This is a genomic window from Raineyella sp. LH-20 (assembly GCF_033110965.1).
Lineage (GTDB): Bacteria > Actinomycetota > Actinomycetes > Propionibacteriales > Propionibacteriaceae > Raineyella.
Genome location: NZ_CP137003.1, coordinates 1,184,852 through 1,203,886, shown reverse-complemented (window position 1 = coordinate 1,203,886; position 19,035 = coordinate 1,184,852). Strand labels below are relative to the sequence as shown.

The 19,035-nt window shown below is 70.8% G+C and carries 16 protein-coding genes; 12 read left to right on the top strand and 4 right to left on the bottom strand.

The window, feature by feature from the left end:
• Positions 1 to 37 precede the first annotated feature (37 nt).
• Both R0146_RS05225 and hrpB read right to left on the bottom strand, forming a co-directional pair.
• Positions 38 to 1,597, bottom strand: a complete 1,560-nt coding sequence (locus R0146_RS05225; protein WP_317691807.1) for a tyrosine-protein kinase domain-containing protein — start codon at positions 1,595 to 1,597, stop codon at positions 38 to 40.
• Between the two features lie 195 nt (positions 1,598 to 1,792).
• Entirely contained in the window at positions 1,793 to 4,393 is a 2,601-nt protein-coding gene (hrpB, locus tag R0146_RS05220; RefSeq protein WP_317691806.1) for an ATP-dependent helicase HrpB, read from the bottom strand.
• Positions 4,394 to 4,475: 82 nt separating this feature from the next.
• On the opposite strand from hrpB, the gene R0146_RS05215 reads away from it, so the two are divergent.
• Positions 4,476 to 6,539 (top strand): DUF6884 domain-containing protein, encoded by a 2,064-nt coding sequence (locus R0146_RS05215; RefSeq protein ID WP_317691805.1) that lies wholly within the window; start codon positions 4,476 to 4,478, stop codon positions 6,537 to 6,539.
• Between the two features lie 37 nt (positions 6,540 to 6,576).
• Positions 6,577 to 7,008, top strand: coding sequence for an ankyrin repeat domain-containing protein (locus R0146_RS05210; RefSeq protein WP_317691804.1), 432 nt, complete (start codon positions 6,577 to 6,579; stop codon positions 7,006 to 7,008).
• Between the two features lie 71 nt (positions 7,009 to 7,079).
• On the opposite strand, the gene R0146_RS05205 is transcribed toward R0146_RS05210, so the two are convergent.
• Positions 7,080 to 7,472: a PNPOx family protein gene (locus R0146_RS05205; RefSeq protein ID WP_317691803.1), complete on the bottom strand. Its 393-nt coding sequence runs from the start codon at positions 7,470 to 7,472 to the stop codon at positions 7,080 to 7,082.
• Positions 7,469 to 7,876 (bottom strand): hypothetical protein, encoded by a 408-nt coding sequence (locus tag R0146_RS05200; RefSeq protein WP_317691802.1) that lies wholly within the window; start codon positions 7,874 to 7,876, stop codon positions 7,469 to 7,471. Before R0146_RS05200 ends, R0146_RS05205 begins: the two co-directional genes overlap by 4 nt.
• A 283-nt stretch (positions 7,877 to 8,159) precedes the next feature.
• Between R0146_RS05200 and R0146_RS05195 the strand changes: the two genes are divergently transcribed.
• The 10 genes from R0146_RS05195 to R0146_RS05150 all read left to right on the top strand — a co-directional run bounded on the left by R0146_RS05195 (position 8,160) and on the right by R0146_RS05150 (position 19,013).
• The gene (locus R0146_RS05195) at positions 8,160 to 9,332 is read left to right on the top strand and encodes an LLM class flavin-dependent oxidoreductase (RefSeq protein ID WP_317691801.1); all 1,173 of its coding nucleotides are present in this window, start codon (positions 8,160 to 8,162) and stop codon (positions 9,330 to 9,332) included.
• On the top strand, positions 9,329 to 10,015 hold the full coding sequence (locus R0146_RS05190) for a CE1759 family FMN reductase (RefSeq protein ID WP_317691800.1): 687 nt from the start codon (positions 9,329 to 9,331) through the stop codon (positions 10,013 to 10,015). The genes R0146_RS05195 and R0146_RS05190 overlap by 4 nt, the downstream gene beginning before the upstream one ends.
• 132 nt (positions 10,016 to 10,147) lie before the next feature.
• Positions 10,148 to 11,290, top strand: coding sequence for a sulfate ABC transporter substrate-binding protein (locus tag R0146_RS05185; RefSeq protein WP_317691799.1), 1,143 nt, complete (start codon positions 10,148 to 10,150; stop codon positions 11,288 to 11,290).
• Positions 11,287 to 12,126 carry a sulfate ABC transporter permease subunit CysT gene (gene cysT / locus R0146_RS05180; protein WP_317691798.1) on the top strand — a complete coding sequence of 280 codons (840 nt, stop codon included), beginning with the start codon at positions 11,287 to 11,289 and terminating at the stop codon, positions 12,124 to 12,126. Before R0146_RS05185 ends, cysT begins: the two co-directional genes overlap by 4 nt.
• Positions 12,123 to 12,929, top strand: a complete 807-nt coding sequence (locus R0146_RS05175; RefSeq protein ID WP_317691796.1) for a sulfate ABC transporter permease — start codon at positions 12,123 to 12,125, stop codon at positions 12,927 to 12,929. The genes cysT and R0146_RS05175 overlap by 4 nt, the downstream gene beginning before the upstream one ends.
• The gene (locus R0146_RS05170; RefSeq protein WP_317691795.1) at positions 12,926 to 13,936 is read left to right on the top strand and encodes a sulfate/molybdate ABC transporter ATP-binding protein; all 1,011 of its coding nucleotides are present in this window, start codon (positions 12,926 to 12,928) and stop codon (positions 13,934 to 13,936) included. Before R0146_RS05175 ends, R0146_RS05170 begins: the two co-directional genes overlap by 4 nt.
• Positions 13,937 to 14,150: 214 nt before the next feature.
• On the top strand, positions 14,151 to 14,504 hold the full coding sequence (locus R0146_RS05165; protein ID WP_317691794.1) for a FeoA family protein: 354 nt from the start codon (positions 14,151 to 14,153) through the stop codon (positions 14,502 to 14,504).
• Positions 14,501 to 16,450: a ferrous iron transporter B gene (gene feoB / locus R0146_RS05160; protein ID WP_317691793.1), complete on the top strand. Its 1,950-nt coding sequence runs from the start codon at positions 14,501 to 14,503 to the stop codon at positions 16,448 to 16,450. The genes R0146_RS05165 and feoB overlap by 4 nt, the downstream gene beginning before the upstream one ends.
• On the top strand, positions 16,450 to 17,016 hold the full coding sequence (locus R0146_RS05155) for a NifU family protein (protein WP_317691792.1): 567 nt from the start codon (positions 16,450 to 16,452) through the stop codon (positions 17,014 to 17,016). The genes feoB and R0146_RS05155 overlap by 1 nt, the downstream gene beginning before the upstream one ends.
• A 218-nt stretch (positions 17,017 to 17,234) precedes the next feature.
• Positions 17,235 to 19,013: an ATP-binding protein gene (locus R0146_RS05150; RefSeq protein ID WP_317691791.1), complete on the top strand. Its 1,779-nt coding sequence runs from the start codon at positions 17,235 to 17,237 to the stop codon at positions 19,011 to 19,013.
• The last annotated feature ends 22 nt before the right edge of the window (positions 19,014 to 19,035 follow it).

Below are 19,035 nucleotides of genomic sequence, written 5' to 3'. Positions count from 1 at the left end.
AGACTCTTGGACCCGCTGGACCGCGCGTCTCCTGTGCTCAGGCCGTCTCACGTTGCCGAGCCACCGGCTCCTCAGCGGTGGCTCGCCGGGCGGTAGGCCGATGATCCTCCGCGCCTTGCCCGTGATGCCCGTAGTGGCCGTAGTGCCCGTAGTAGCTCCCGTACCCGGAGGTTCCCCGGCGCAGCTTGTTCAGCACGAGGCCCAGCACCCGGCCGTCGACCGACTCCAGGCTCTCCAGTGCCCCGGCCAGCTGCGGCGTACGGACGTCGCCGCTGCCGACCACCACCAGCGCTCCGCTGGTGATCCGCGACAGGATCGCCGCGTCGGTGACCGGGAGCAGCGGAGGAGCGTCGATCACGACGGCGTCGTACTGGGCGGTGACCGTCTCCAACAGCCGCGACATCGCAGCCGATCCGAGCAGCTCGGACGGGTTGGGAGGCACCTGTCCGGACGTCACGACATGGAACTCGGGCACGCCGGCGCCCTGGAGCACGTCGCGGAGCTGGGCCCGCCCGATCAGCAAGGTGCTCAGCCCCACGGCATCTTCCAGCCCGAGAGCGCGACCGACGCTCGGTTTGCGCATGTCCGCATCGAGCAGCAGCACATGGAGACCGGCAGCAGCGAGCGTGGCAGCGATGTTGACCGAGGTGCTGGTCTTGCCCTCATCAGCGATCGACGAGGTGATCACGAAGGAGCGCCGGCCTTGACCGGCATCGAGATACTGCAGGTTCGTCCGCAGCCTGCGGAAGCCCTCGGCGCGGACCGTGTCCCGTCCGTCCACCGCCGCACCGGGCCGGCCGACGATCGTCTTGTCGAAGGGGATCCGGCCGACGACCGGGGCGTCGGTCACCGTCGCCACGTCCTCGGTCGACCAGATCCGGGTGTCCAGCGCCGCCCGCAGGATCGCCTGCCCGACGCCGAGGAACAAGCCCAGCAAGAGGCCGAGCGCCAGGTTCTGCGCGACCTTCGGGGTGGTCGGCGAGGACGGCACCGTCGCCGGCGTGATCACTGTGGCCACGACGGTCTTCTGGCCCCGACTGTCGTCCGGCGAGAGATCGTGCACGGTCGAGACGAGCTGAGTGCCGACGGCGTCGGCGATCGCCGCGGCCGTCGCTGGATCGCGGTCCACGACCTCGACCGTGATCACCGACGTGTTCGTGGGCACGCCGACCTTGATCTGCTTGGCCAGGGCGGCCGGGGTGGTGGCCAGCGGGACCTTCGCAATCACCGGCTGCAGGACGAGCGGGGAGGTGGCCACCTCGACGTACGACTCGACCTGCTTCTGCGTGAACGTGGTGCCCTGCGCGAGATCACTCGCCGAGGTCGCGCCGTTCACCGAAAAGAAAAGCGCCGTCCTCGAGGTGTAGGTCGGCGCCGAAAAGAAATTGAAAGCTGTCGCGCCGAGTACGGCGAAAAGAGTGACGGCAACCGTACTCCGCCAATACTTACGCAGCACCGCGATGTAATCCCGCAGTTCCACTCGTGACCCCTGTCTCGACTCATCCCACTCGCCGCCTGCGGGGTCACGATATCCCGGCACACAGGTCACACCTAGGTAGCCAAAAGTATCAAATGTCTCCTGCTGTGCCTTGATCACAGACTGCAGGGCGAATTGGCAGGGTTCCCGGTGTGGCGCGGATCACATCTATGATCTCGATCTCCACACCCCTAGTGGTGTAGCTCTACACCACTAGGGGTCTATCTGTGTGCCGAAAGTCACGTATCCAGAATGGAACAAGCCCTGCTGAGCTGCTCGGAGATGACCCCTCCCGAGGCCGAAGAATGTCCGGCCTCAGTGACCCGACCGTGTGGTGCCTCGTCGTGGTGGCGCGGTCAACGGATCCTCCGGCCACGGATGTTTCGGATAACGACCGCGATTCTCGGCGCGCACCTGGGGATAGACATTCCGCCAGAACGACGCCAGGTCGTCGGTGATCGCCAACGGTCGCCGCGCCGGAGACAGCAGGTGCAGCAGCAAAGGCACCCGTCCCTCGCAGATCCGCGGGGTCTGGGTCAGGCCGAAGCACTCCTGCAGCTTCACCGCCAGCACGGGCCGCCCGTCGGGTTCGTCGACCGCCGGGTAGTCGACCCGGATGTGCGACCCGGTCGGCACCTCGACCCGCTCGGGCGCCAACTCGTCCAGCCGCCCGGCCAGGCGCCAGGGCAACAGCCGGCGCAGTGCACCGGTCAGGTCGAGCCGGGAGGCCGGAGTGCCGGCGATCAGGGCGTCGACCTCCGGCACCAACCAGTCCTGCCAGTGGCCCAACAGCGTCGCCTCGTCCATCGCCGGCCACGGATCGCCGTACACGCGGTGCAGCAGCGCCAGCCGACCGGCAAGCGTGCGGGCCGCCTCCGTCCAGCCGAACACCCCGCCGTCGCTGGTCAGGCCGAGCCCGCGGTCGGCCAGGGCCGTACGGACCGCAGCCCGACCGGCGTCGGCCGAGGGGCGTACGTTCACCACGGACAGCTCGATCGCGCCGAGCCGCCGCACCCAACGCGCACTGACCTTGTGCCCGGTCCACTCGGCGACCTCCTCCTCGACCAGCAGCGGCGCCGCCGCGACCCGTACGGTCGCCTCGTCGACCGCGGCAGCGGCCCGGATCACCGCACCGGTCGCTCCCGCGGCGGCCGACCGCTCCACCTGGGCGACGGCCAACCAGTCCTGGCCCACCAGGGCCGAGCCCCGCTCGAGCACCGCCCCGGTCCCGGAGGCGAGCAGATAGGCCGGGTCGTCGCGGCCCGGCCGCCGCCGCGCCACCCGGTCCGGGAACGCCAGCGCCACCACCAGGCCGAGGGCAGCGTCCCGGGACGAGACGGCGCCGGGTCGGCCCTCGGCACCGGGCCCGCCGCTGCCGGCGTGTCCGGCGACTCCGGATCGCCCATCATCGCCGTCCCGCGCCAACCGTTCGAACCGCTCCGCCTCCCGCCGCCATCGCCGGGCCGTCGGGGTGTCACCCCGACGCAGGGCCCGCCACTGCGCGGCCAGATCACCGCCGGGCGGGCGCTCGTCGCCGGCGACCAGGGCGACGATCTCCGCCGCGGTGGCCGCCCCCACCTGGGGAGCGGCATCGAGCAGCGCCCGGGCCAGCCGGGGATCGGCCGGCACCGCCGCCATCGCCCGGCCACGGTCCGTCGCCCGGCCGTCCCGCAACGCCCCGAGATCGGTCAGCGTCTCGACGGCTGCCGCCATCGCGGCGTCCGGCGGCGGGTCGGGCAGCGCGAGGCCCTCACCACCAGGAGCTCCCCAGCAGGCGATGTCGAGCGCGAATCCCGTCAGGTCGGCGGTGGCGATCTCCGGCGGCGCGTACGCCACCATCCGGGCCCAGTCCTCCTCGGCGAAGCAGCGTACGACCACCCCTGGGCCCAGCCGGGCCGCCCGGCCGGCCCGCTGGTCGGCGGAGGCGCGCGATTCGGTCACCGTGACCAGACCGGACATGCCGCGCAACGTGTCGTAGCGCGGCTGGCGGTCCAGGCCGGCGTCGACGACGAGGCGTACGCCCGGGACGGTCAGCGAGGATTCGGCGACCGACGTGGTGACGACCACCCGTCGGCGCGGTCCCGGCGCCAGCGCCCGGTCCTGGTCGCGCGGACTCAACCGCCCGTGCAGGGGCAGCACATCGACGGCGTCGTACGCCCCGGACAGCCGCGTCACCACCTGGCCGACCTCCCATGCGCCGGGCAGGAACACCAGTGCGTCCCCCTCGGGGTGTGCGTCGAGCGCACGTCGGGTGGTCCGCGCGACGTGATCGAGGAAGTCGTACGTCACGCCACGGGCGTCCAACCGGGACACTCCGGGCGGCACCGGGGCCCACTCCCCGGTCAGCGCGTGGCGGTCGGCCTCGGCCGCCACGACCGGGACCGGCGGGTCGCCGAGCAGCGACGCCCACCGGCCGGCGTCGAGGGTCGCCGACATCGCCACCACCAGCAGGTCGTCGCGCAGGTCGGACACCTCGCGGGTCATCGCGACGGCGAGGTCGGAGTCGAGGTGGCGTTCGTGCACCTCGTCGAGGACGACCGCACCGACGCCGGGCAGGTCCGGGTCGCGGAGCAGCCGACGGACCAGCACACCGGTGGTGACGAACTCGACCCGGGTCGCTGCTCCGGTGCGCTGTTCGCCGCGGACGGTGTAGCCCACCTCGTGGCCGAGCCGGGTGGCGGTCAGTGCGGCGAGCCGGCGGGCGGCGGCGCGAGCCGCGATCCGGCGCGGCTGGGTGACGACGACGCGGTCACCGGTGAGCGAGGCCACCGCCGGCGGCACCACGGTGGTCTTGCCGGTGCCCGGCGGGGCCTGGACCACCGCCGCCCTACGATCGGCGAGGGCCGCCGTCAGGGCGGGCACGAGGTGCGCGGCCGGCAGGCCGGCGCCGATGCTCGCGAGGTCGAAGGAGGACACCCGACCAGTGTCCCGCACCGCTTCACACCGCTGCCTGGCAGAATCGACCAGGGAAAGCGGACGGGGACAACGAGGAGGTGCGATGAGCAGCTGGGAACGACTGTCGGACACTCTGGCGGAGCGTCTGACGACGGGATCAGGTGCGATCACGCTCGGTTGGGCCGAGCTGGAGGAACTCACCGGCGGCCTGCCCACCGAGGCTCGTACGTCCGACTCCTGGTGGTTGGCCGGCATCGCGGAACGACCGGAGTCTGCGGCCTGGATCGACGCGGGACTGCGGATCTCCGCCATCAGGCCCGGCAGCTCGATCACATTCGTCGCCGGGCCGTCGCCGTGGGCGGTCTCCGTGACGCCACCGCCGCTGGCCGCGGATCTGGCCGATCCCGAGCCGGAGCCGGAGTACGAGCCGGTGCCTGCGTACGAGCCCCTGCCTGCGTACGAGCCGGTGTCGGAGGTCGCGCCGGTGCCTGAGGGCTCGGTGGGGACTGTGGGCACGCCGGAGGTCGAAGCCGAACCGGAGTCCGGGTCTGAGCCGGAGTACGAGCCGGAGCCCCGGCCCAGGCACGGATTCGAGCCGGAGCCCGAGGTGGCGCCGGAACCGAAGCTCGCGGTCGAGGCGGAACCCGAGGTCGAGGCGGAACCCGAGGCGGGGATCGTGCCCACCCCGGAGTCCGCGCCCGAGCCGGAGATCGTCGGCACGCCGGAGTCCGAACAGGTGTCGGAGACCGTCGCGGCACCGGACGTCACGCTCGAAGGCGCCGCCACACCGCCGGCGGCCGCCCCGGCCGAAGCCGTTTCCGAGCCGCCATCCCACGACGTTTCCGCGCCATCCGAGCCCGCTGCTGCCCTCTCCGAGCCGACTGATGTCCCGTCCGCGCCCACGTCCGAGCCGCCCGCGACACCGGCGGCATCGACACCGGCGGCATCGACACCGGCGACATCGACACCGGCGACATCGACACCGGCACCATCGGCGGCGGCAGAAGCCGCACCCACGTCGGCGGCGCCGATCGCTGCGGAGGCGCCCGCCGCCCGGTCGGCCGCGAGCCGCACCGCCTCGGCCCGCACCACGTTCACCGGCTCCACCGCGGCCCGCACCACCGCGGCCGCCTCGGACCAGACCCGCACCATGGCGACCCGCCCCGACATCGTCCTCATCGAGGCCGGCCGCGAACAGGCCACCGAAGCCGCGCCGGCCGAGGACCTCTACACCGGCCAACTGTTCGCCCGCCAGAAGGCCTATGCCCGGTGGACCGGCGCGCCGTGGTACATCCTGTCCGGCGAGTTCGGACTGCTCGCCCCGGACCAGGTCATCGGACCGTACGAACGGCGCCTGCTCACCGGTTCCGCGGAGTACCGCACCGCCTGGGGCGCCTGGACCGTCGCCCGTCTCGAACTCGCCGCCGGCTCGCTGCGCCGGGCCCGGGTCGAGTTGCACGCCCCGACGCCGGCCGTCTCCGACGCGCTCCGGCCCCATCTGTTGGGCTACGGGGCGTACGTGCTGGAGCCGCTGCGCGGCCTGTCGGTGCCCGACCGGATCGCCTGGTACGACGGCACGGTCCCACGCACCGCGGGGCTCGCCAGCCACCCGGCGGACGCCGACGGCGACCCGATCATCGCCGCCCTGGGCGACGCGTCCCGGGCCGCCCGCCCCTCCGACCTGCTCGCCGGGATCGACCCGACGCTGCGCCGTCCCGGCATCTACAGCTGGTTCGTCGACGACGCCGGCGCCACCCAGCTCAGCGCCGGGCTCGGCTGCCGGATCGCCCCCGGTCTGATCTGGATCGGCCAGGCGGGCGCCGTACGTCCCGGCAGTGGCCTCAGCGCCACCACCACCCTGCGCAACCAGATCGCCTGGGTGCACCTCGGCCGATCCGTACGACTCTCGCCGCTGCGACGCGTGCTCGGCGCAATCCTGGTCCGCGGCCCCGAGCCGGCGGTGACCAACGAGGACGCCCTGACCGACTGGATGCGGACCCACCTCCGGGTCGCGATCGTGGCGCCCGAGGACACCGAGCGGCTGGCCGAGGAGGCGGCCCGGGCCACGGCGAAGCTCGCACCCCAGCTCAGCGGCGACAACCCCGACCCGATCGTCCGTACGCTCCTGAAGGAGGCGAAGGCAGGCTTCGACGGCTTCGGGGGCTGAGGCTGCTCTCCTTCGGCACCGGATTAGGCTGCCGGGCATGAACGCGACGTCCTCGTCGCCGGACGGTCTCACGCCCGACGCGCTCCTGGATCTTGCCCGTCACGGGGAGACCACCGCCCTGATGACAGCCCTGGATGCGGGGCATCCGATCGAAGCGGCCAGCCACGACGGCGCGACCCTGCTCAACCTGGCCGCGTTCTACGGCAACGCCGAGCTGGTGGCCGCCCTGGTCGCCCGGGGCGCGAAACTCGACGTGGTCGACCACCGGGGGCGTACGGCGCTGTCGGGGGCGATCTTCAAGGGTGAGGAGCGGGTCGCCCGGCTCCTCCTCGCGGTCGGCGCCAACCCCGACCTCGGCACCCCATCGGCCCGGGAGACCGCCGTGCAATGCCACCAGGAGCGGGTGTTCCACTCCGATCCTGAACTGGACGCCGAGCTGCGCAGCCAGTTGGGGCACCCCGGCCGCTAGGACCGTCCGAGCCCGACGGCCGCGCCCGCATCGGCAGCCCGGATCGCCCGGTGGCCCGGTGCTGCCAGGGCCTAGGACACCACGTCGATCACGACGACGGCCTCGGGCGTACGCTCCCCCAACAGCTCCCGGGCCCGGTCGACCGCCCCGACGACGGCCACCGCGAGCCCGTACTTGCTCCTGATCGCGGCCTTGGCCTCGTCGAAGACCGGTCCCTCGGTGACCACCGACGCCCGTCCCTCGAGCACCGGCTCCTCCAGCTTGGGCTTGCCGGCGCGGGAGCACGGCCGCACACTCACCACCGGACCGGCCGCGAAGCGTTCGGCCACCCCGGCACCGTCCGGCAACCAGTAGGCCAGCCGCAGATCGGACAGCGCGGCGACCCGCTCGACGCTGATGACCGGGTCCGCATGCGGCGGGTAGGAGGTCACCTGGATGTAGTCGGCCTCGGCGGCGTCGGTCACGCCTCGCCCCCGTCGGTCGGTCCCGCCTGACCGGTCGGATCGTTCGGGCCGGGCGCCGGCGAATTGCCCTGGCCGGTGGCCGGGGTCTCGCCCCGGCCACCCGCCGCACGCCGCCGGATGTCCGCCTCACGCGCCGCAGCCGACGACTCGAGGGTCTCCTTGCGGATCCGCCCGGCCGTACGCCGCGGCAGGCCCAGGCCCAGGCCGAGGACCAGCCCGCTGACCAGACACAGGCCGAGCGCGAGGATCATTTCCTGCTGCGGATTGGGCTGCGGAGTGCTGCGCATCGACTCGGCCGCGGCGACGAGCCGCTGCAGATCGAGCCAGCCGAGGTAGCTGTAGATGATGGCGCCGATGAGCGCGGCGACGCCGACAAGCACGAGAAGCCACTTCAGGACCTTCATGGTCCAACCCTAGGGGCAACGGGTCCCGCGCGGGCGAATCCGCCGCGCCATCAACCAACCGCCGCGTGCTCAGGCAGCTGCCGCCCGCCGACGGGCCGCGGTTGACCGGACGGGCCGCGGTTGACCGGACGAGCCGCGGCGACCGGACGGGCCGCGGCTACCGGTCCGTCGGAGCACTGACGCCTCCGGCCGTCCGAGCAACTGCGCCGGACCGCGCCGGCTGACTTGGTTCCGGACCGACCACCTCGTACGATAGTTGACAGTTCAACCGAAAGGGTTTGTCATGCAGTTCGGCGTCTTCACGATCGGTGATGTCACCCCCGACCCGGCCACCGGACGGGCGCCCACCGAGCACGAACGCATCCTGTCGATGATGGCCATCGCCGAGCACGCCGAAGAGGTCGGCCTCGACGTCTTCGCCACCGGCGAGCACCACAATCCGCCATTCGTCCCGTCCAGCCCGACCACGATGCTGGGCTACCTCGCGGGACGTACGAAGAACATCGTCCTCTCCACCTCGACGACGCTGATCACCACCAACGATCCGGTGAAGATCGCCGAGGACTACGCCATGCTGCAGCACCTCGCCGGCGGGCGGGTCGACCTGATGATGGGCCGCGGCAACACCGGCCCGGTCTACCCCTGGTTCGGCAAGGACATCCGCCAGGGCATCCCCCTCGCGATCGAGAACTACCACCTGCTGCGCCGGCTGTGGCGCGAGCCGGTGGTCGACTGGAAGGGCGAGTTCCGTACGCCACTGCGCGGCTACACCTCGACCCCGGCGCCGCTGGACGACACCCCGCCGTTCGTCTGGCACGGGTCGATCCGCTCCCCCGAGATCGCCGAGCAGGCCGCCTTCTACGGGGACGGCTTCTTCCACAACAACATCTTCTGGGACAAGGGCCACGTCGCCCAGATGGTCGACTTCTATCGGCAGCGGTTCGAGCACTACGGTCATGGCCGCGCCGACCAGGCGATCGTCGGGCTCGGTGGCCAGGTCTTCATGCGCCGCAACTCCCAGGACGCCGTCCGGGAATTCCGCCCCTACTTCGACAACGCTCCGGTCTACGGCCACGGCCCGTCGCTGGAGGAGTACATGAACCTCACCCCGCTGACCGCCGGTTCCCCCCAACAGGTGATCGAGAAGTACCTGACGTACGCCGACGTGGTGGGCGACTACCAGCGCCAGCTGTTCCTGATGGACCACGCCGGGCTCCCGCTGACGACCGTCCTGGAGCAGATCGACCTGCTCGCCGAGGAGGTCGTGCCGGTGCTGCGGCGCGAGTTCGAGGCTCGCCGCCCGGCCGACGTGCCGTCGGATCCGCCGACGCACGCCTCGCTGGTCGCCCAGGGACCTGAGGGCAGGCACCACCTGGTCCAACCGGCCACCCTGCCGGAGGACCGCACCGCGACCGGACACACCGGCGCCGAGACCACCACCCGGGAGAACGCATGACCCGCCGACTCGCCGTCATCAGCGCAGGGGTCGGCACCCCGTCATCCAGCCGGCTGCTCGCCGACCGGATCACCGACGCCGTCCGCAGCCAGGTCGGCGCCCGGGGCGAGGACGTCCGGGTCGACGTGATCGAGGTCCGCGAGCTCGCCGCGTCCCTCGCCACGATGACCACAGCGGCCGGCCTGCCGATCGCCGAGGTCGAGCACGCCCACGACATCGTCCGGACCGCCGACGGGGTGGTCGCGGTGACCCCGGTGTTCTCGGCGAGCTACGCCGGGATCTTCAAGATGTTCTGGGACACCTTCCAACCCGACGACCTGGACGGCATCCCCGTGCTGATCGGGGCGACAGCCGGCACCCCGCGGCACTCCCTGGTGCTGGACCACGCGATGCGCCCGCTGTTCACCTACTTCCGGATGCGGGTGGTCCCTACCGGCGTCTTCGCGGCCACCGAGGATTTCGGCGCCGGGGCGGGCGGGGAGCAGCTGACCCGCCGGATCGTACGGGCCGCCACCGAGCTCGCCGGACTGATGGTCACCACCGCCGATGCGGTGGAGGGGTTCGTGCCGACCGGGCCGGCTGCCCACGGCAATCGAGGCGCCCGCAGCAACGTCCGCGACGGATACGACATCAGCTCGATCACCCCGTTCACCCACCTCCTGGCGGGCCACGACGGCAACTGAGCGAGACTGACGGGGTCCGGAGGCCCATCCCCCGGACCCCGGTCGGGCGCCACAAGGATTCTTTCCTATAATCCTCATCGGTTAGCCCTCGTTTAAGTTGTCCTTATGGACAGCCGTCCCCCGGAGCCGCCCATGCCCGACACCGCGCGCCTCACCGCCCGCCACGCCCGCCCGCGGACGTGGCGCGTCCGGCCACGTCTCCTGTCACCGCGTCTCCGGTCACACCTGCTGCCGCAGGCATCCCGACAACGTCCGCTGTCAGCGCGCCGCGCGCTGCTGCTGAGCTGCGTACTGGTCCTCGTCACGCTGACCGGCTGCGCAGGGGGGTCGAGCGACGTGCCCGGCGCCGCACCGGCCCCGGCCGGCGGTCAGGTGCTCAACCTGTACGGCTTCTCGGTCGCCAAGCCGGGGTTCGAGGCGCTCGCCGAGGCGTACGCCGCGACCCCGCAGGGATCCCGGGTTACCGTGCTCAGTTCGTACGGTGCCTCCGGTGACCAGTCCCGCAAGGTCGTCGCCGGCGCGCCGGCCGACGTGGTGACCTTCTCCATCACCCCCGACCTCACCCGACTGGTGAAGGCGGGCATGGTCGACAAGGCGTGGTCCGCTGGCCCCGACCAGGGCACCCCGATCAGCTCGGTGGTGGTGATGGTGGTCCGCAAGGGCAACCCGAAGGGCATCCACGACTGGAACGACCTGCTGCGCCCCGGCATCGACGTGGTCACCCCCAACCCGCTGAGCTCCGGCTCGGCCCAATGGAACCTGATGGCGCCGTACGCCGCCGAGAGCAACGGCGGCACCGACCGGCAGGCGGGCCTGGACTACGTACGTTCCCTGGTGCACGACCACGTGACGACGCGGCCGTCGTCCGGCTCGGAAGCCACCGAGACGTTCCGGCAGGGTCACGGTGACGTGCTGCTCAGCTACGAGAACGAGGCGATCGCCGCGATCCGCAACGGCGACGAGTTCGAGTACGTCGTCCCGCCGCAGACCGTACGCATCGACTGCCCGGTGGCGGCCGTCAGCGTCTCCCCGAACCACGTGGAGGCGCAGCGGTTCGTCGACTTCGTCGCCACCCCGGCCGGCCAGGAGGCCCTCGCGGGAGCCGGCTACCGGCCCGTCGACCCGGTCGTGGCCGCCGCCCACGCCGGGGACTTCCCGGCGATCGGCACGCTGTGGACGGTCGCCGACCTCGGCGGCTGGAGCGCGGTGACCTCGGAGCTGTTCGCCAAGGACACCGGCGCGATCACCGCGATCTACAGTGAGGCGACGAAGTGACCCCGCGATCCGTACGCCCCGCACGCCGGATGCGGGAACGCTTCCGCCTCGGCGGCGTCAGCCCGGCCGCCCTCGGCGTCGTCGTGCTGTGGGTCAGCGTGCTGGTCGCGCTGCCCATCGCCGCCCTCGTCGCCACCAGCCTCACCGGCGGTCCGCGCGGCTTCCTCGCCGCAGTCTCCCGGCCGAGCGCCCTGAACACCCTGGTCCTCACCCTCGCCCTCGCCGCCGGCGTGAGCCTGCTCAACGCGGTCGCCGGCACGGTGATCGCCTGGGTGCTGGTCCGCGACGACTTCCGCGGCAAACAGGTCATCGACGCCCTGATCGACCTGCCCTTCGCGCTGCCGACGATCGTGGCCAGCATCGTGTTGCTGTCCCTCTACGGCCCGGAGAGCCCCATCGGCGTGCACCTGTCCGGCACCCGCGCCGGAGTGGTGCTGGCGCTGGCCTTCGTCACGCTGCCGTTCGTGGTCCGGGCGGTGCAGCCGGTGATGAGGGAACTCGACACCGATGCCGAGGAGGCCGCCGCCTCACTGGGCGCCCCGGGCTGGACGATCTTCCGCCAGATCGTCTGGCCGGTGCTGCTGCCCGCCGTCGCCAGCGGCACCGGGCTGTCGTTCGCCCGGGCGATCGGCGAGTTCGGCTCCGTCGTGCTGATCGGCGGCAACCTGCCGGGACGTACGCAGATCGCCTCCCAGTACATCCAGCAGCTGATCGAGGTCGGTGACCCGGCGTCCGCCGCGGCCGTCTCGGTGGTCCTGCTGGTGGTCTCGTTCGTCGTCCTCACCACGCTGCGCGGCGTGTCGAGCCGGATGCAGCAGCGCGAGGAGGCGTCATGAGACAGACCCGTACGTTGCGGTGGAGTCTGCGGATCCTGGCCGTCGCCTACCTGGGCGTGCTGGTCGCCGTCCCGGTCGGGATGATCCTGATCCGTACGTTCGGGGCCGGCCTGCGCACCTGGTGGTCGTGGGTCACCACCCCGGCGGCCGTCTCGGCGCTCAACCTCACCCTGCTGATCATCGCCATCGTCATCCCGTTGAACATCGTCTTCGGCGTGATCACCGCCCTCGCGCTCGCCCGCGGACGATTCCCCGGCAAGGCGCTGCTGCAGACCGTCGTCGACCTGCCGTTCGCCGTCTCCCCGGTGGTCGCCGGCGTGGCGATGATCGCCCTGTGGGGCGTCTCGGGGTGGTTCGGCTGGCTGCCCCAGCACGGCATCCGGATCGTCTACGCGCTGCCCGGGATGGTGCTGGCCACCGCCTTCGTGACGATGCCGTTCGTCGTCCGGGAGGTCGAGCCGGTGATCCGCGAGATCGGTCGTGACCAGGAGCAGGCTGCCGCGACCCTGGGCGCCGGGCGGTCGCAGATCTTCTGGCGGATCACCCTGCCCGGCATCCGGTGGGGGCTGACGTACGGCACCGTGTTGACCATCTCCCGGGCCCTGGGCGAGTACGGCGCGGTGCTGCTGGTCTCGTCCAACCTTCCCGGTGTCTCCCAGACGCTGACCCTGCTGGTGCACGCCCGCTTCATCGAGGACCACAACCTCTACGGGGCGTACGCCGCCTCGACGGTCCTGATGGGGCTGGCGCTGCTCACCCTCGTCGCCACCACGCTGCTCGACCACTGGAGGAAGCAACGATGATCACCGTCACCCATGCGGTCAAGCACTACGGGGACTTCCGTGCCCTCGACGATGTCAGCCTGGACGTGCCGGACGGCTCCCTGACCGCACTGCTCGGCCCGTCCGGGTCGGGCAAGTCGACCCTGCTGCGGGCGATCGCCGGGCTGGAGCTCCTCGACTCCGGCCGGATCGAGATCGAGGGCCGCGACGTCACCGACGTCCCGCCGCAGCGACGCGGGATCGGCTTCGTCTTCCAGCACTACGCCGCGTTCCGGCACATGACGGTGCGCGACAACGTCGGTTTCGGGCTGAAGATCCGCAAGGAGCCGAAGGCGCTGATCCGCTCCCGGGTGGACGAGCTGCTCGACCTGGTCGGCCTCGGCGGGCTGCAGGACCGCTACCCGGCCCAGTTGTCCGGCGGCCAGCGGCAACGGATGGCGCTGGCCCGGGCGCTGGCGATCCAGCCGCAGGTGATGCTGCTCGACGAGCCGTTCGGCGCCCTCGACGCGAAGGTCCGCGCCGAACTGCGCGACTGGCTGCGCCGGCTGCACGACGAGGTGCACGTGACGACCATCCTGGTCACCCACGACCAGGAGGAGGCCCTCGACGTCGCCGACCACATCGCCGTGCTCAACCAGGGTCGGCTGGAGCAGGTCGGCGAACCGACCGAGCTCTACGACCACCCGGCGAACCCGTTCGTGATGGGCTTCCTCGGCTCGGTGTCGCGGATCGGCGACGCCCTGGTCCGCCCGCAACACATCCAGCTGCACAAGGTGGACGCCGACGAGGCCAGCGGTGGGCCGGGCGGAGCGGCCGACGCGGTCACCGAGCACGCCGTGGTGGAGCGGGTGACCCACCTGGGCTTCGAGACCCGGGTGGAGCTGGTCACCATCGGCACCGGGGAGAGCTTCACCGTCGCGCTGACCCGGGCCGACGCCAACGAGCTCGGTCTGGCCGTCGGCGATCGGGTGGTCGCCACCGCTCGTCCGGACGCGTCGACCGCGGACTTCGACGACTGGGTCATCTGAGCGGGAGTACGCCGTATCTCCGGGTGGCCGGGGCCTCGGTCACCTGACCGGCGCCCCGGCTTCACCAATGGCACGCCTGGTTCCATCGGGCGGTGCGACGGTGTGAAATCACCCACAAACAGGAGTTCGAGGTTCCTCTTCAGGACTAGGTAAGGCTAGCCTTACCAATGTCGGCGGCGATGCCGATCCCCAGCACTCTTCCCGAGGTAGCCGCATGTCCCAGATCACCGCCACACTGTCCCAGCGCCAGGTCGACCGCCCCCTTGACACCGACGCCGACCACACCCTCCGCGGGATGGCCGAACTCCACGAGGGCGCACCGGCGGTCATCGTACGGGTCTGCGACGGCCCCGACGCCGCATGCGCGCGCCGGCTGTTCGATCTGGGCTTCGTGCCGGGGGCACGCGTGGAGAAGGTCCGCCGGGCTCCCTTCGGTGGTCCCGCCGTCTACCGCATCGCCGACTACGAGATCGCCCTGCGGCCGGCCCAGGCCCTGACCATCCTGGTCGACACCGAGGCGTCCGACCTGACCGTCGAGGCCGAGTCCGCGCGGTCGTCGGCGGCATGAGTCACGAGCACCACGGCGGCGGGGGCGGCCCGGTCGCCGTCGCCGAGGGCACCCCGCGGATCGCGCTGGTCGGTAGCCCCAACTCCGGCAAGTCCACCCTCTTCAACGCTCTCAGCGGCCTGCACGCCAAGACCGGCAACTACCCCGGGGTGACCGTCGCCCGCTACGAGGGCCTGGTCCAGACTCCGGCCGGACCGGTCGTCGTCGAGGACCTGCCCGGGGCCTACAGCCTCGACCCGATCAGCCCCGACGAGCAGGTCGTCGACGACGTCCTCGACCCCGAGCGGCAGATCCCGGCCACGCCGGACGCGGTCCTGGCCACCGTCGACGCGACCACGCTGCGCCGCTCGCTCGGCCTGATCGCACAGGTGCTGAGTGTCGGCCTGCCGACCACCGTGGTCGTCACCTTCACCGACGAACTCGCCCGCCGGCACGGCCGCCTCGACCTCGTCGCCCTGGAACGTGCGCTCGGTGTCCCGGTGCGCGGCATCGCCGCCGGGGACCCCCGCGCCGTCGTCGAGCTCCGCGCCCACCTCAACCACACCCACCACTGGGACCGCCCGGTGATCCCCCCGCCGACCGACCCGGACGAGGTCAGCGGCTGGGTGTCCTCGGTGCTGGAGTCCGCCGACTACCGGGTGCCGGACATCGACGGTCGTACGCAGAAGATCGACGGTGTCCTGCTGCATCCGGTGTGGGGGACGATCGTCTTCTTCGTGACGATGTTCCTGTTCTTCCAGGTGATCTTCACCGTCGCGGCGCCGGTGCAGGGCCTGGTCCAGTCGTTCTTCGACTGGCTGGCGGGGCTGGTGCAGGCGTACGTGCCGATCGGTTGGCTGGCCGGGCTGCTCGGCCAGGGCATCATCGGCGGCGTCGGATCGGTGCTGGTCTTCCTGCCGCAGATCGCCCTGCTGTTCATCGTGATCTCGTTGCTCGAGGGCACCGGCTACATGTCCCGGGCGGCGTTCCTGATGGACCGGGTGATGGCCAAGGTCGGGCTGGAGGGGCGGGCGTTCGTCGCGCTGCTGTCCTCGCTGGCGTGTGCCATCCCGGGCATCATGGCGACCCGCTCGCTGCCGAGTGCCAAGGACCGGCTCGCGACGATGCTCGCGGCGCCGCTGATGACGTGTTCGGCCCGACTGCCGGTGTACGTGATGCTGATCAGCCTGCTGGTGCCTTCCGACGTACGTTTCGGGCCGGTCGGCGCGCAGGGTGCGGTGATGTTCCTGCTCTACCTCGGCGGTGCTTTCGCCTCGATGGGGACCGCGTGGTTCTTCAGCAGGGTGACCGGCCGCCGCCAGGGGCAGTTGCCGTTCTACATGGAGATGCCGCCCTATCGGATGCCGCGACTGGCGACCGTCGTCCACGCCGTGTGGGACGCGTGCGCCGCGTTCCTGAAGAAGATGTCGACGGTGATCCTCAGCGCGACGGTGGTGATGTGGCTGCTGCTCAGTCTGCCCATGCCATCGGCGGCGCGCCTCGATGCGGCCGGCATCAACCCCGCCGACAGCGGAGCCGTGGCGACGTACACGCTGGAGCACTCGGCCGCGGCCGCCGTCGGCAAGGCGATCGAGCCGGTCTTCACGCCCCTCGGCTTCGACTGGCGCATCAACATCGGCGTCATCTCTTCGCTGACGGCCCGCGAGACGTTCGTCTCGACGATGGGACAGGTCGCGGCGGCGTCGGACCCGTCGAATCCGGGTGACGCCCTCACCACGATGACCGTCGACCACGGCCCCCGGGCCGGGGAACCGCTCTTCACCCCGCCGGTGGTGGCGTCGCTGATGGTGTTCTTCCTGTTCGCCCTGCAGTGCATGGCAACCATGGCGGCGATGCGCCGCGAGACCGGCACCTGGAAATGGCCGCTGATCGCGTGGGCGTACATGTTCACGCTCGCCTGGGTGATGGGCTTCCTGACGCATCTGGTGGTGGGGGCGTTCGTCTGATGGCCGAGGCGGCATCCACCGCGCCGATCGCCGTCCACCCCGAGGCGACCGCGGACCCGCGGACCGTCCGCTGGGTCGTTCCCGCGGGAACGTTCGACTTCGTCGGGGTGCCGCAGGTCGTCCCGGCGCCGCTCCAGGCGCTGCTCGATGACGGCACCCTCGCGTCACTGACCGTTGAACCGGCTGCGGTGCTGACCACCGCGGCGTACGACGGCCAGTGGCGTACGCTCGGGCCCCGCGTGCGGACGGCACTGATCGACGCCCTGACCGAGCCCGCCGAGTGGCGGACCGCCGACGACGGATCGGTCCTGGCTGCGGCTGTCGAGCAGGTCATCGCCGGGGACGTCGGAGCGTACGTACGCTCCCACGGTGGCACCGCCCGACTGGTACGGATCGAGGGCAGTGTCGCGACGATCGCCCTGGACGGCGCCTGCTCGGACTGCCCGGCACGCGGCGCGACGCTGGGGCTGCGGTTCGGAAGGGCCGTGGAGGCACTGTGCCCCGGCGCCGACGTCGTGCTGGAGGAGAACGGGAAGCCGCTGCTGCTGCGCTGGGGCCGGCGGTAGGGCGCACCGACAGGCCGCAACCGGCCCTCGGCGGGAGTATCGATCGACGGTGACTCGAGCCCGATCAACCACGTACCCGGGTGCCCCTCACTCTGTCGAGCCCAACTCTGCGACTTTCTGGCGCTGACTCTGCCTCTCGGTGAGTCAGAGATCAAGTCAGAGATTGAAACTCTGAGTCGATCTCTGACTCAGAATCTCTTCTCTCGTACACTTCAACTGTGACTCTGACGGTGGACGAGCTCCAGTCCTTGATCACTGCACTGCGCACACGAGGAAGTGACAGGACCGAAGTCGAAGTGAAGAGGGCTGCAGGCGGCGCACCTGACTTGACCCAAACCCTGTGCGCGTTCGGAAACATGCCCGGCGGCGGCCTGATCATCCTGGGTCTTGACGAGGCGGACGACTTCGCGGCTACGGGGGTCGACTCCGTCGGGAGACTTGAGGCGGCCATCGCAAGTCAGGCCCGCCAAGCCGTCATTCCGCCGGTGCAGGTCGCGTTCGATGAGGCCGAGGTGGATGGGCAGACTGTTCTCCTCGCTCAGGTCTCCGGGCTGGCCACCTCGGTGAAACCATGCATGACAGGCGGAAAGGCATACCTACGCCAGTCGGACGGCGACTACCAGATGTCTGAACAGGAAGTAGCTCAGCTGCTGGCAGTCCGCGACCGCCCACGGTTCGACAGGCAACCGGTCGACGGCTCGAAGATCAACGATCTCGACCAGGATCTGCTGGCACAGTTCTTGGCTGCGGCTCGCGCATCGTCGAGGCGGTTGGGGGCTCAGATCGACACCGAAATCCTCCGCAGCAAGGGCGCTCTCGAAGCCGAAGGTGACCGACTCACGGTCGCAGGTCTGTATGCCTTGGGCGCATACCCCCAACGCTTCGCGCCTTCACTCTCCATCACCGCTGCCGTGGTCGGTCGCGGTCAGGAGCGGTCGCGTGACCTGGTGCACCTGGACGGACCTCTTCCTGAGTTGCTCGACCAGGCGATGGACTGGGTCCAGCGCAACACCCGGACGACGATCCGCTTCGGTTCGGACGGGCATGGGCGGGACGAACCCGAGATCCCGATGGTGGCGATCAGGGAACTCATCGCCAACGCCCTGGTGCATCGAGACCTCAGCCCACACACGCAGACGAAGCGCGTCGAGGTGCGACTGAAGGATGACGTCCTCGTCATCACCAACCCCGGCGGATTGTGGGGAATCAGTCGAAAGCAACTCGGCCGACCGGGAGGCAAATCCGCAGTCAACGAGTTCCTGTACGAGATCTGCAAACTCACCCGTACTACGGCCGGAGCGCGAGTGATCGAGGGCGAGGGCGGCGGCATCCGGGAAGTCCGATCCGCTCTGGAGGCGGCAGGCATGAGCCAGCCGAAGTTCTCCGACTCAGGCGTCATGTTCACGGCCATCATCCCTCGCCACGCGTTGCTCCCCGCGAAAGATCTCGAATGGCTCAGCGAGAATGCCGATCCGGCTGGCCTGACCGATATGCAGCGAAGCATTCTTGTCTCGATGCGACACGGGGAGGTCTGGACCAATGGACGAGTGCGAGACCAGTATTCCCCCATCGACTCCCGGGATGCTCGCACCGCCCTACAGGGGCTTGTGAACGCAGGGTTCGCCACCACGGACGGCGAGCGCGGACAGACGTCCTACCAGATTCGTCCAGAATTTGCCACGCCCGCGACGTCGACCCATCTTCCCAAGGTCGTCCTCCGCTCCGCGCTCGATACCGAGGAGGCATCGCCCGATCAAGACACCCTGCCTGAGGAGGACTCAACCGCGGAATCCGCGGCGCGCCGATCGGACACGAAGAACGGCCCCCTGGTGCTCCAGGCCCTTGCGGACGGTCCACTGAAAAAGGCCGACATCGTCGCTCGGACGGGACTCACCAGCGGACAGGTCGGCTACGCACTCAAACCGTTGATCGAGGCAGATCGGGTCGTCATGCTCGGCCGGTGGGGCGACAGGAACACGCGCTACCGGCAGGCCTGAGGTGCGGTGGGAACGAGCGCTC